Source organism: Glycomyces amatae (assembly GCF_020991375.1).
Lineage (GTDB): Bacteria > Actinomycetota > Actinomycetes > Mycobacteriales > Micromonosporaceae > Glycomyces > Glycomyces amatae.
This window is the reverse complement of record NZ_JAJLQZ010000026.1, coordinates 1-13610: the sequence shown is the minus strand read 5'-3', so window position 1 is coordinate 13610 and position 13610 is coordinate 1. Positions and strand designations below refer to the sequence as shown.

The 13610-nt window shown below is 73.2% G+C and carries 10 protein-coding genes; all 10 read left to right on the top strand.

The genetic code is table 11. From position 1 onward, the window contains the following. The first annotated feature begins 6 nt into the window (after positions 1-6). Positions 7-801, top strand: coding sequence for a TlyA family RNA methyltransferase (locus LO763_RS25250; RefSeq protein ID WP_230790562.1), 795 nt, complete (start codon positions 7-9; stop codon positions 799-801). Positions 802-938: 137 nt separating this feature from the next. Further along, on the top strand, positions 939-1826 hold the full coding sequence (locus LO763_RS25245) for an NAD kinase (RefSeq protein WP_230790561.1): 888 nt from the start codon (positions 939-941) through the stop codon (positions 1824-1826). 58 nt (positions 1827-1884) lie between these two features. Continuing rightward, positions 1885-3621, top strand: coding sequence for a DNA repair protein RecN (recN, locus tag LO763_RS25240; protein ID WP_230790559.1), 1737 nt, complete (start codon positions 1885-1887; stop codon positions 3619-3621). A 91-nt stretch (positions 3622-3712) separates the two neighbouring features. Continuing rightward, entirely contained in the window at positions 3713-4894 is a 1182-nt protein-coding gene (gene steA, locus LO763_RS29245) for a putative cytokinetic ring protein SteA (protein ID WP_439650320.1), read from the top strand. Continuing rightward, positions 4891-5820: a copper transporter gene (locus LO763_RS25230; RefSeq protein ID WP_230790556.1), complete on the top strand. Its 930-nt coding sequence runs from the start codon at positions 4891-4893 to the stop codon at positions 5818-5820. Before steA ends, LO763_RS25230 begins: the two co-directional genes overlap by 4 nt. A 10-nt stretch (positions 5821-5830) precedes the next feature. Next, entirely contained in the window at positions 5831-6727 is an 897-nt protein-coding gene (locus LO763_RS25225; protein WP_230790555.1) for a hypothetical protein, read from the top strand. Next, positions 6724-8382: a murein biosynthesis integral membrane protein MurJ gene (murJ, locus tag LO763_RS25220; protein WP_230790554.1), complete on the top strand. Its 1659-nt coding sequence runs from the start codon at positions 6724-6726 to the stop codon at positions 8380-8382. The genes LO763_RS25225 and murJ overlap by 4 nt, the downstream gene beginning before the upstream one ends. Then, a complete protein-coding gene (locus LO763_RS25215) occupies positions 8379-9476 on the top strand; it encodes a glycosyltransferase family 4 protein (protein WP_230790553.1) in 1098 nt (365 codons plus the stop codon). Before murJ ends, LO763_RS25215 begins: the two co-directional genes overlap by 4 nt. 7 nt (positions 9477-9483) lie before the next feature. Beyond that, entirely contained in the window at positions 9484-11724 is a 2241-nt protein-coding gene (locus tag LO763_RS25210; protein WP_230790552.1) for a hypothetical protein, read from the top strand. A gap of 167 nt (positions 11725-11891) precedes the next feature. Further along, positions 11892-13502 (top strand): CTP synthase, encoded by a 1611-nt coding sequence (gene pyrG / locus LO763_RS25205; RefSeq protein WP_230790638.1) that lies wholly within the window; start codon positions 11892-11894, stop codon positions 13500-13502. Positions 13503-13610: the final 108 nt, after the last annotated feature.

Here is a 13610-nt window from a genome sequence, read left to right as displayed (position 1 = left end):
CCCGCCATGCCGACGCGCTACCGACTCGACGCCGAACTCGTGCGCCGCAAGATCGCCCGCTCCCGCGAGCACGCCCGCGAACTCATCGCGGCCGGGCGCGTCCACCTCCGCGGCATCCCCGCGACGAAGGCCGCCACCAGCGTCACCGGCGACGACTCGATCCGCCTGGTCGGCGACGTCGACGACTACGTCTCCCGCGGCGCCCACAAGCTCATCGGCGCCCTCGACGCGTTCGGCGTCGACCCCGCGGGCCTGCGCGTCCTCGACGCCGGGGCCTCCACCGGCGGCTTCACCGACGTCCTGCTGCGCCGCGGCGCCGCCGAGGTCCTCGCCGTCGACGTCGGCTACGGCCAGCTCGCCTGGAAGCTCCAGACCGACGACCGCGTGGTCGTCCACGACCGCACCAACGTCCGCCACCTCACCCCCGAGCGGCTCGGCGGCCAGGTGGACCTCACCGTCGGCGACCTCTCGTTCATCTCGCTCGAACTCGTCCTGCCCGCGCTCGCGGCCTGCACGAAGCCCGGCGGGCTGATGCTGCCGATGGTCAAGCCCCAGTTCGAGGTCGGCAAGGGCCAGGTCGGCCCCGGCGGCGTCGTCGCCGATCCGGCCCGGCGCGCCGGAGCCGTCTGGGGCGTCGTCGAGGCCGCCCGGCGCCTCGGCTGGACCACCACCGGCGTCGCCGCCAGCCCCCTGCCGGGCCCCAAGGGCAACGTGGAGTTCTTCTGCCGCATGGAGGCCGGCGGCGAACCGGTCACCCGCGAGGCGGTCGACGCGGCCTGCGCCGCCGGCCCCGGCGCCTGAGCCCCGACCGGGCCGATCGGCGCGTCACACCCGAACCGCCTTGTGCAAACGTTCTCATCGGTATGCTCGTCACGACTCCGGGAAACACCCCTGGGGTACAGTTCGAGGCCCTGTAGCCGTCTGTAGAAGGAGCGCGAGTGGGGTCGCAGCAGAAGCCGCGCCGCGTCTTGGTCGTCACGCACCCGACCCGCGAGGACGTGGCGCAACTGGCCGAGAAGCTCGCCGCCGCCCTCCACGAGGCCGGCGTCGCCACCCGCATCCACCCCGGCGACCCCAACGGCCTGTGCGAGGCGGGAGCGGTCCTCATCGAGGACGCCCCCGCCGACCTCGTGCTCGCCCTCGGCGGCGACGGCACGGTCCTGCGCTCGGCCAAGATGGCCGCCGAGGCCGACATCCCCCTGCTCGGCGTCAACTTCGGCAAGGTCGGGTTCCTCGCCGAGGCCGAGACCGGCGAGCTCGAGACCGTGGTCTCGCGCCTCCTCGAAGGCGACTACGCGGTCGAGGAGCGCACCGCGCTCTCCGTGGAGCTCGAGAGCGCCGCGGGGGAGACCGCCACCTCGTGGGCCTTCAACGACATCGCCGTGGAGAAGTCCGAGCCCGCGCGGATGCTCGAGCTGTTCATCGAGATCGACGGCTCCCGCATCTCCCGCTACGGCTGCGACGGCGTCATCTGCGCCTCCCCGACCGGGTCCACCGCCCACGCCATGTCCGCCGGCGGCCCCGTCGTCTGGCCCGATGTGGACGCCCTGGTCGTCGTCCCCATGAACGCGCACGCCCTGTTCGCCAAGCCCATGGTCGTGCACTCCTCCTCGGAGATCCGCATCGGGATCGAGTCGGTCGGCACCACCGGCGTGCTCGTGGCCGACGGCAAACTCGTCGCCGAGCTCACCTCGAACACGACGGTGACCATCCGCCGCTCCCGGCGCCCGGTCAAGCTGGTGCGCATGTCCGGCCGCTCGTTCCCCTCGCGACTGGTCTCCAAACTCTCTCTGCCCGTTGACGGTTGGCGAAACGGACGAATCTGACCCGTGCGAATGTCGGCTGCGCCGAGCGGTGTCGGTCCGAGGGGATAGGCTCTGAAGCGTGTTGGAGGAGCTTCGCATCCAGAACCTGGGCGTGATCGCTGACGCCACCCTGCCGCTCGACCCCGGCCTGACCTGCATCACCGGTGAGACCGGCGCTGGTAAGACCATGGTCGTGGCCGGTCTGGGTCTGCTGTTCGGCGGTCGTGCCTCCCGCGCCCCCCTCGGAGCGGACCGCGCCCTTGTGGAAGGACGCTTCGCCGTGGCCGAGGCCGCCCTCGAACTGCGCGAGCGCGCCGTCGAGGCCGGCGCCGACCTGGAGGACGGCGAGCTGCTCCTGGCCCGCTCCGTCTCCTCCGAGGGCCGTTCGAAGGCCTGGGTCGGCGGCAGGTCCGCGCCCGTCGGCGTCCTCGCCGAGCTGGGCGACCTCGCCATCTCGGTCCACGGCCAGTCCGACCAGATGCGCCTGCTCCAGCCCGCGGAGCAGCGCGCCGCGCTCGACCGCTTCGCCGGGGCCGACCACGGCAAGGTCCTCGACGCCTACCGCGCCGCCTACGCCGAACTCGGCGCCTGCACCACCGAGCTGACCCGCCTGCGCACCAGCGCCCGCGAGATGGCCCGCGAGGCCGACATGCTCCGCCTGGGCCTCGAGGAGATCAACGCCGTCGAGCCCCGCGACGGCGAGGAGACCGAACTCGCCGAGGAGGCCCGCCGCCTGGAGAACGCCGAGGCCCTGCGCCTGGCCGCCGCCACCGCGCACGGCGCCATCACCGGCGACCCGGCCACCGGCGAAGGCGGCGCGACCGACACCGTCGGCGCCGCCGCCCGCGCCCTGGAGCACGACGCCCACGCCGACCCCAAGCTCGCCGAGTTCGCCGAGCGCCTCGCCGAGGCCGGCGCCCTGCTCGCCGAGGCGGCCGTGGACCTCTCCTCCTACCTCGACGACCTCTCGGCCGACCCGCAGCGGCTCGAGGAGATCTACCAGCGCCAGGCGGCCCTGAAGACCCTGTACCGCAAGTACGCCGAGGACCTCCCCGGCGTCCTCGCCTGGGCCGAGAACGCCGCCAAGCGCCTCGGCGAACTCGACGTCTCCGACGAGCGGGTCGCCGAGCTCGAGGGCCGCCACGCCGAGCTCACCGCCCGCACCGCCGACCTGGCCGCCCAGCTGCGCGCCTCGCGCCGCGCCGCGGCCGAGCGCTTCTCCGCGGCGGTCTCGAACGAACTCAAGGGCCTGGCCATGCCGCACGCCGAGGTCGACGCCTCGGTCGAGCCGCGCCCGGCCGGGCGCGGCGGCGTCGACCTGGCCGTGGACACCGCGGTCTCGGGTGCCACCGAGGACGGCGCCGACGAGGTCGAGCTGCTGCTGCGGCCCCACCCCGGCTCGGTGCCCGCCGCGCTGCACAAGGGCGCCTCCGGCGGCGAGCTGTCCCGCGTCATGCTCGCCATCGAAGTGGTCTTCGCCGAGATCGGCGGCCCGCCGGTGCTGGTCTTCGACGAGGTGGACGCCGGGGTCGGCGGCGGCGCCGCCATCGAGATCGGCCGCTGCCTCGCCAAGCTCGCCCGCCGCCACCAGGTCCTGGTCGTCACCCACCTGCCGCAGGTGGCCGCGTTCGCCGACCGCCACCTCGTGGTCTCCAAGGACACCTCCGGGGCGGTCACCGTCTCGGGCGTGCGGGTGGTCGACGACGCCGAGCGCGCACGTGAGCTTGCTCGCATGCTCGCCGGCATGCCCGACTCCCACCTGGGCGTGGCCCACGCGGAGGAACTCCTGGCCGAGGCTGCGAAGATGAAGTCCTAGCGCATGCCCCTCCGCGGGGCGGGAAGCGGCGCGCCGTCGCCGAGAGCCGTGCGCTCGGATGGCATGATGATGCACGATGCGTGTACCTAGCTTGCGTTTGCCCGGGCGGAACCCGGAGGGCGACTCCTCCGACGGACGGCTGGTCGGCACCGCCCGCCTCGACCGCCGCACCAAGCGGCTCTGCGGCCGCCTCGAACCCGGCGATGTCGCGGTCATCGACCACGTCGACCTCGACCGGGTCGCCGCCGACGCCCTGGTCGGCACGGGCGTGGCCGTGGTCGTCAACGCCGCCAAGTCGATCTCCGGCCGCTACCCGAACCTCGGCCCCGAGGTCCTCGTCAAGGCCGGGATCGTCCTCATCGACGGCGTCGGCGACGAGATCTTCGACAACGTCCGCGAAGGCAAGTCCGTCGCGGTCGACGGCGGCGAGGTCTACCTCGGCGACACCCTCATCGGCTCGGGCACCGTCCAGACCGAGGAGTCCGTGTCCGCCGACATGGAGGCCGCCAAGGAGGGCCTGTCGGTCCAGCTGGAGGCCTTCGCGGCCAACACCATGGAGTACCTCAAGCGCGAGCGGGACCTCCTGCTCGACGGGGTCGGCGTGCCCGACGTCAAGACCTCCTTCAACGGCCGCCACGCCCTCGTCGTCATCCGCGGCTACAACTACAAAGAGGACATCGACGTCCTGCGGCCCTACATCCGCGAGTTCAAGCCCGTCCTCGTGGGCGTCGACGGCGGGGCCGACGCGCTGCTGGAGGCCGGGTACACCCCCGACATGATCGTCGGCGACATGGACTCGGTCTCCGACGACGCCCTGCGCTGCGGCGCCGAGATCGTCGTCCACGCCTACGCCGACGGCCGCGCCCCCGGGATGGAGCGCATGGACCGCCTCGGCGTCCCCGCGATCCCCTTCCCCGCCGCGGCCACCTCCGAGGACATCGCCATGCTCATGGCCGACGAGAAGGGCGCCGAGCTCATCTGCGCCGTCGGCACCCACGTCACCATGGTCGAGTTCCTCGACAAGGGGCGCGGCGGCATGGCCTCGACCTTCCTCACGCGCCTGCGGGTCGGCGGCAAGCTCGTCGACGCCAAGGGCGTCTCGCGCCTCTACCGCCAGGACATGTCGATCTCGGCCCTGCTCCTGCTCATCGTCTCCGCCCTCGCCGCCATGGCCACCGCCGTCGCCATCTCGACCGTCGGACGCTCGTTCGTCGACGTGATCGCCGACTGGTGGGACGGCCTGCTCTTCCAGATCCAAAGGCTGTTCTCGTGATCAACTTCCGGTACCACCTCGTGAGCCTCACCGCGGTCTTCCTCGCGCTGACCGTCGGGCTCATCCTCGGCACCGCGGCGCTCAACGGCCCCGCGATCGACGCCATGCAGAGCACCACCCAGAGCCTCCGCGACTCCAACGACCAGCTGCGCGCCGAGAACCTGGAGCTCGAGAACCAGCTCGGCGAGGACCAGGCCTTCGCCACCGCGATCGCCCCCTCCTACCTCGAGGGCAAGCTCACCGGCAAGAACATCCTGGTCGTGGCCCTGCCCGGCGCCGACACCGACGTCGTCGACGGCGCGGTCGAGATGCTCGGCTACGCCGGCGCCACCGTCTCGGGCCGCATCTCGGCCCTCGACGACTTCTTCGACCCCGCCAGCGGCGACACCCTGGTCGACCTCACCGACACCACCACGCCCGCCACGGTGCAGGCGCCCGTCACCTACGACGGCGTCGCCGCGATGAGCTACGTGCTCGCCGCCGTCACCACCGGCGAGGCCGCCGGCACCACCGTCGAGATCGCCCCCGGCGACATCACCAAGGTCACCACCGCGCTGACCGAGCTGTCGATGCTCACCGTCGAGGCCGAGCCCACCGGCGTCGCCGACGGCGTCCTCATCCTCGCCGGAGCCGGGGCCACCGACTCCGAGGCCGAGGACCGCAACGCCGGGATGGTCTCCCTCACCACCGCCTTCGCCGCCGACGACCCCACGGTCTACGCCGCCACCACCGCCACCGGCGACGGCAACCCGCTCGCCACGCTGCGCGGCGACGACGTCTCGACGGTCGCCACCGTCGACAACGTCGCCACCCCGCAGGGCCAGATCGCGGCGGTCGTCGCGCTCGCCGACTTCGTCAACGACGGCACCGTGGACCATCTCGGGACTGGGGAGGGCGTTTCCGGTCTGCTTCCGGGCGCGGCTTAGTATCGTCGCCATGAGCCAGTTGACGCGCACGGTAGGGCGGGCGTTCCTCGGGGGACTCGCAGCAGGCGGCACGATCGCCGCGATCAGTGCCGTACGGCGCTCCAAATGGGCGGCCGAACTGGAGCGGACCAACCACAAGGGCGACATCGTGAGCCTGGCCGAGGGGCCCGGCATCACCGTGGGCGCCACCGCCGGGGCGGTCCTGGGGGCCGGCTCTCCGGCCTACGCCGCCGCGGCGGCCACCGCCGGGCTCACCGCCGGAGCGGTCGGCCTCTACGACGACATCGCCGACGCCAAGGGCGAGAAAGCCAAAGGCTTCAAGGGCCATGTGGGCGCCCTCCTCAGAGGGCGCCTCTCGGCCGGCCTGATCAAGATCCTCGGGATCTCCTCGGCGGGCATCGCCTCGGCCGCCCTGATCGACCTCGCCAACGGCGAACTCACGGACGAGCGCCGCTCCCCGCTCCGCCGCCTGTGGAACGTCGGCGTCGGCGGCGGCGTCATCGCCGGGACCGCCAACGTCGTCAACCTGTTCGACCTGCGCCCCGGCCGCGCCCTCAAGGTCGTCACCCTCGCCGCCGCGCCCCTCTCGAAGGACCCCGGGCCCGAGTCCCGGCGGCGCACCGCCGCCGGCGGCGCCAACACCGCCCTGGCGGTCTCCTCGGCCGCGGGGGCCGCGATGGCCGACGACCTCGACGGCAAGACCATGCTCGGCGACGGCGGCGCCAACGCCCTCGGCGCGCTCCTGGGCCTGGCCTTCATCGCCCGGACCGGCATGATCGGCCGCCACGTCGCCCTCGCGGGCGTCGCCGCGCTCATCGCCGCCTCCGAGAAGTGGAGCTTCACGAAGGTCATCGCCGAGACGCCGGTGCTGCGCGAGCTGGACGAGCTGGGTCGGACGAAGTCTTGACCGAGACCCGACGCGAAGTCGGTCGTGCCGCCTCGGTCATCGGTGCGATCACCGTCGCCTCCCGCCTGGCCGGATTCGGCCGCACGCTGGTCTTCACCTGGGCCGTGGGCCTGTTCAGCCTCGGCACCGCCTACCAGACCGCCAACAGCATCCCCAACATCATCTTCGAGCTCGTCGCCGGGGGAGCGCTCGCAGCGCTGGTCATCCCGCTCCTGGCCGCCCCGCTCGCCAGGCACGACCCCAAGCAGGTCGGGCACATCGCCTCGGCGCTGCTGACCTGGTCCCTGACCATCCTCGTCCCCGCCGGACTCCTCGTCGCGCTCTTCGCCCGCCCGATCATCCAGATGCTCATGCCGGACCAGCGGGTCACTCCGGAGACGATCGACGTCGCCACCGAGATGCTGGTCCTCTTCGCCCCGCAGCTGCCCCTCTACGGGGTCGCGGTCGTCCTCACCGGCATCCTCCAGTCCCACCGCCGCTTCGCCTGGCCCGCCCTCGCCCCGCTCCTCTCCAGCGTCGTCATGGCCGGCGTCTATGTCGTCTACGGCCTGGTCTCGGGCCGAGGCGCCAAGGCCGAGCAGGTCTCCCAGAGCGAGATCCTCCTACTCGCCCTCGGCACCACCTTCGGGGTCGCCGTCCTCGCCGGATGCCTGATCTTCCCGCTGCGCGGCCTGCACCTGCGGATCCGACCCGTCTGGCGGCTGGAGACCCACGTCGCAGCCAACCTGAAGTCGCTCGCGATCGCCGGAGCGATCACCGTGGGCGCCCAGCAGCTGTGCCAGGCGCTCCTGCTGCGCCTCGCCAACGACGCCGGCGACGGCCCCGCCGTGATCTTCACGGTCTCGCAGACGTTCTTCCTGCTGCCGTGGGCGATCCTCGCCGTGCCCCTCGCCACCGCGGCCTATCCGGTACTCGCCGAGGCCTTCTCGCTCGGCGAGCACGAGCGCTACCAGCGCCGCCTTTCCCAGACCGGTCGGGCCGTCCTCCTGCTCTCCGGTCTCGGCGTCGCGGCTCTCGCCGGACTCGCCGAACCCATGGGCACCGTGCTCTCCTCGGTCTCCTCCGACACCGGTTCCAGCACGCAGCCGCAACTCCAGGCCACCCTCACCGGCCTCGCCTTCGGCCTGTTCGGCTACTCGATGTTCGCCATCTACTCCCGGGGCCTGTACGCCATCGGCCGCAACAAGTACGCCGCCGGGGCCACCTCGGTCGGCTGGGCCGCGGGCGCCGTCGCGGCCGTCGTCCTCGCCCAGGTCATGCCGATCGCCGACCGCACGCTCGCGCTCGCGATCGCCTGGTCGATTGGCATGACCGCCATCGGCCTCGCCCTCACCGCCGCCATCGCCCGCCACACCGGCGCGGCCAGCCTCAGGGGCGTCCCCCGGGCCGCGCTCGCCACCGTCGTGGCCGCCGTCGGCGCGGTCCTCGCCGCCCGCGAGCTCATCGACCTGTGGGGCCACGCCAACACCTCCTACAGCGCGCTCTTCCAGGGCGTCGTGGTCGGCGCCGCCACCGCCGTCGTCTACCTCGGGCTCGCCGCGCTCATCGGCGGATCCGGTGTCGTGCGCCCGGTGCTGCGGCGCGCTGGCATAATCCGAGCGTCCGAAGAACCCGACGAGCACGTGCCAGACCGACCTAGTGGAGCGGATCAGTGAGTCATCGACGTATTGCCCTGGTGCTCGGCCCTTCGACCGGCGGCATCGGGACGCATGTCGCCTCGCTCGCGGCCGGTCTCGTCGAGCGCGGCGACGCCGTCCTGGTCGTCGGACCGCCCGAGACCGAGGAGCGGTTCGGCTTCCGCGCCAAGGGGGCCCGCTTCGCGCCCGCCCCCATCACCGCCAAGCCCTCGCCCGAGCTCCCGCTCGCGTGGTGGGCCGCCCGCGGCGCCCTGCGCGGCATCACCGGACGCGGCGTCGACCTCGTGCACGCCCACGGGCTCACCGCCGGGATCACCGCCCTCGCCGCCCGCCCGACGGGCGCCGCGCTGGTGACCACCTGGCACAACCAGCTCATCACCGAGGGGTTCAAGCGCCGCGTCTCCGACGAGATCGAGAAGCGCCTCGCCCGCGGCGTCGACGTGGCCCTCGCCGCCTCCTCCGACCTCCACGAGCACCTGGTCGGCCTCGGCGCCCGCGACGCCCGCCTCGCGCCGGTCGCCGCACCGCCGCGCCGGGCCTCGGGTGAGCCGCAGGCGATCCGCGACGAGCTCGGCATCGGCGACCGGCCCCTGCTGCTCTCCGTGGGCCGCCTCCACCCGCAGAAGGACTACGACACCCTCATCGCCGCCGCCTCCCGTTGGACCGACAGCGAGCCCGCACCCGTGGTCGCCGTCGCCGGGGACGGCCCCGAACGGATGCGCCTGCAAGGCCTCATCGACGCCTCCGGTGCCGACGTGCGCCTTCTCGGCCACCGCACCGACGTCGGCGACCTCCTCGCCGCCGCCGACCTCGCCCTGGTCACCAGCCAGTGGGAGGCCCGGCAGCTGTTCGCCCAAGAGGCCCTCCAGGCCGGCGTCCCGCTCCTGACCACCCGCACCGGCGGCATCCCCGAACTCGTGGGCGACGCCGCCCTCTACTTCGAAGTCGGCGACGTCGACGCCCTCGACCAGGCCGTGCGCGGCCTCCTCGCCGACCCCGACCGCCTCGCCGCGCACGCCGAGGCCAGCCGCGCCCGGGCCGCCACGTGGCCCGACGAGGCCCAGATGCTCGACTCCCTGGACGCGCTCTACCTGGAACTGACGGGAAGATAGCCCCGCCGTGCCGCGCAACATCGACGCCCGCCGCCTGACCCGCAAGGCCCGCAAGCGACTCGCCGCGAGCGTCGCGGAGAACCGGGGGCCCTTCCTCACGTGGGTCGCCGTCGCCCTGCTCGGCGCGCTCGCGGTGCTCCAGCTCCTGCCCGAGGAGGCCGACGAGGCGATCCCCGAGACCGTGCCGTCCGTGATCGTCCTCGGCGTCGGCGGCCTGACCTGGACCGACATCGACGCCGAGACGACCCCGAACCTGGCCGGGCTGGCCCGCAACGGCTCGCTCGCCGAGCTGAACACCGACTCGGGCCGCCGCTTCACCTGCACGCTCGACGGCTGGCTGACGCTCTCGGCGGGCTCGCCCGCCGTCGCCGCGCCCTACGGCGACGCCTCCGACTGCGGCCCGGTCACCGCCGAGCAGGTCGAGGTCACCGGGGACAGCGCCGCCGTCGGCGACATGGCCGACCTGGTCGCCCTGAACCGCGACCTCGAGCAGGGCGCCGAACTGGGGATGCTCGCCGCCGGGACCTCGTGCGCGACCGCGGTCGGCCCCGGCGCGGCCTACGCCACGGCGAACTCGGTCGGCCGCGTCGGCGGCTACCTCTCGGCCCTGCCCACCGGCGAGCGCCTCGCCGAGGCCCTCGCCGAATGCCCGCTCACGGTCGTCGACGGCGGTGTGCTGCCGGTCGACCCCGAGGCCCGCGCGGCCGCGCTCGACGACCTCGACGACACCGCCGGCGCGCTGGCCGCCGCCCGCGCCGACGGCGCCGCCCTGGTCGTCACCGGCGTCAGCCAGACCGCCGAGCCGAACCGGCTCCTGGCCACCGTCGCCAACTTCGGCGCCGAGGACGGCCACAACCTCCTCGACCTGCCCGCCGACCGGCCCGGCTACCTGCGCCTGACCGACCTCACCGCGACCGTCCTGACGCTGCTGGACGCCCCCCTGCCCGACACCGTCGAGGGCGCCGCGGCCGGGGCCGCCGCCGACACCCTGTCCTACGAGGACCGGCAGGCGGTCTTCGACGACACCGACACCAGGCTCATCGCCGCCGACACGGCCGCCCCGGCCACCCAGTGGCTCCAGGTGCTCCTGTTCCTCGCCCTGACCTTCGTGGCCTGGCCGCTGCTGCACCTGCTGCGCCAGGCCGGCCAGCCGGGCGTCAAGCCGCCGCCGCTGTGGCTCATGCGGCTCAACATCGTCTCGGCCCTCGTCTGCGCCCTGTTCACGGCCGCCGCGATCCTCGCCGACTTCTTCCAGTGGTGGTCGGCGCCCCGCCCCGGCCTCGTCGGGCCGCTGACGGCCCTCGGCATCGCCGTGGTGTGCGCCTTCATCGCCATCGTCATGCCCGGCCGCCACGGCCCCGCCAGCCTCATGGTGACCGTCTCCGCGTTCGGCGTCATCGTGACCGCCCTGGCGATGCTCACCCACACCGAGGACCCCCTGGGCACGCTCCTGGGGGACTACACGGTCGCCGACTCGGCCTCCAACGAGCTCGGACCGGTCGCCACGGGCATGTTCATCGCCTCGCTGTGGCTGCTCGCCGCCGCGGCGGCCTGGCGGCTGCCGCGCCGCTACCAGTCCCCGGTCATGGCCGGGATCGGCTCCCTGGGCGTCCTGGTCGTCTCCGCGGGCTTCCTCGGCGACTCGGTGCCCGCGGCCGTCGCCATCATCGTCGGCACCTGCCTGGCCGCGGCGCTCGCCACCGGCGGCTGGGTGACCTTCTCCCGCTTCGTGTGGTCCGGCTTCGCCGGGGCCGCGGTGCTCGTGGGCCTGTCCTGGATCGACTACCAGCGGCCCGCCGCCGAACGCGGCGAGCTCGGCGCGTTCCTCGGCGACATCATGGGCGACACCAACGGCGTCATCGCCTCCGGCGTCGGCTCCAACATCGTCGCGGTCTTCACCTCCCCGCTGAGCCTCCTGACGGTCCTGGCCGGCGCCTACTGCTGGCTGGTCCTCCTGCGCCCCGGCGGCGGCCTGCGGCGCGCCTGGGGCCTCTACCCGCCGCTGCGCGCGGCCTTCTCGGCCGCGGTCGTCGGCGCGGCCGTCGCCGGGCTCCTCCTCGGCAAGGGCCTCATGAGCCTCGGCTCGGCCCTCGCCGTCATGGTCCCCTTGGCGGTCATCATGAGCCACCGCGTGCTCGCCCGCGCGCACGTCAAGGACGGCCAGTACTCGGACATGATCGTCGACGCACCCTCGTGGGTCGACGAGGAGAACAGCGGCGAAAGTGTTAGTGTGGAATCCCGTGGATGAAGCGATCCACCGGCTGCCTCCGGCGAAGCCCGCCGGCTCCGTCCGAAGCAGCTCGTTCGCCACGAACACCACGGGAGTCCGCCTTGGCCAGCGCCGCGAATGGTCAGATCCGCACCACGAAGCACCTCTTCGTCACCGGTGGGGTCACCTCCGCCCTCGGTAAGGGCATGACCGCCGCCAGTCTCGGGAACCTGCTCACCGCGCGCGGACTGTACGTGGTCATGCAGAAGATCGACCCTTACCTCAACGTCGACCCGGGCACCATGAACCCGTACGAGCACGGCGAGGTCTTCGTCACCGACGACGGCGGCGAGACCGACCTCGACATCGGCAACTACGAGCGGTTCCTGGACCGGAACCTGTCCAAGCACGCGAACGTGACCACCGGGCAGGTCTACTCCGACGTGATCGCCAAGGAGCGCCGCGGCGACTACTTGGGCGCCACCGTGCAGGTCATCCCGCACATCACCAACGAGATCAAGTCGCGCCTCGCGGCGATGGCCGACCCCGACCCCGAGACCGGGCGGGTCCCCGACGTGGTGATCACCGAGGTCGGCGGCACGGTCGGCGACATCGAGTCGCTGCCGTTCCTGGAGGCGATCCGCCAGTACCGCCACGACATCGGCCGCGACAACTGCTTCTTCCTCCACGTGTCCCTGGTCCCGTACCTGGCCGCGTCCTCGGAGATGAAGACCAAGCCGACGCAGCACTCCGTGGCGCAGCTGCGCTCCATCGGCATCCAGCCCGACGCGATCGTGTGCCGCTCCGACCGGCCGCTGCCCGACGGGCTCAAGCAGAAGATCGCCGGGTTCTGCGACGTGGACGACGCGGCCGTGGTCTCGGCGCCCGACTCGAAGTCGATCTACGAGATCCCCAAGACCCTCCACACCGAGGGCCTGGACGCCTACGTGGTCCGCAAGCTCGACCTGCCGTTCCGCGACGTCGACTGGAGCGCCTGGGACGACCTGCTCGACCGGGTGCACCACCCCGCCGCCGTGGTCGAGGTCGCGATCGTCGGCAAGTACGTGGAGCTCCCCGACGCCTACAAGTCGGTGGTCGAGGCCCTGCACGCCGCCGGGTTCTCCCATCGCGCGAAGGTGAACGTCCGCTGGGTGATCTCGGACCGCTGCGGCAGCCCCGAGGCCACCGCGAAGGCCCTCGCGGGCGTCGACGCCGTGGTCATCCCCGGCGGCTTCGGCGACCGGGGCGTGCCGGGCAAGATCCAGGCGCTCACGTGGGCCCGCAACGGCCTGGTGCCGACCCTGGGCCTGTGCCTGGGCCTCCAGTGCATGGCGATCGAGGCCCTGCGGGAGATCTCCGGCCTGGTCGGCGCCGACTCCGAGGAGTTCGACCGCGGGGCCGAGCACCTGGTCATCTCGACGATGGCCGACCAGACCGAGATCGTCGCCGGCCGCGGCGACATGGGCGGCACGATGCGCCTGGGCACCTACCCGGCGAAGCTCGCCGAGGGGTCCCTGGTCGCCGAGGCCTACGGCGCCACCGAGGTCAACGAGCGCCACCGCCACCGCTACGAGGTCAACAACGCCTACCGCGACGAGCTGGCCAAGGCCGGGTTCGTGATCTCGGGCCTCTCCCCGGACGGGCGCCTCGTCGAGTTCATCGAGCTCGACCGCGAGGCCCACCCGTACTTCGTGGCGACCCAGGCCCACCCGGAGCTCAAGTCGCGCCCGACCCGCCCGCACCCGCTCTTCGCGGGCCTGGTCGAGGCGGCCCTGAAGCGCCAGGCCGCCGAGCGCCTCGACATCGAGGCGGTGTAGCCGAGAAGGCGTCGCCGCCGGACGCGACGGGCGGCCCGCCCGTCGCGTCCGGACCGGACAAGGCAGAGGAGCGGGGGGGCCCCCCGGGGGCCCCCCCCCCCCCCCCAA

What these genes read in the sequence shown, in the direction of transcription:
- pyrG (WP_230790638.1), top strand. Translation starts at nt 11,892, where the DNA reads ATGACCGCCGCCAGTCTCGGGAACCTGCTCACCGCGCGCGGACTGTAC.
- LO763_RS25225 (WP_230790555.1), top strand. Translation starts at nt 5,831, where the DNA reads ATGAGCCAGTTGACGCGCACGGTAGGGCGGGCGTTCCTCGGGGGACTC.
- LO763_RS25250 (WP_230790562.1), top strand. Translation starts at nt 7, where the DNA reads ATGCCGACGCGCTACCGACTCGACGCCGAACTCGTGCGCCGCAAGATC.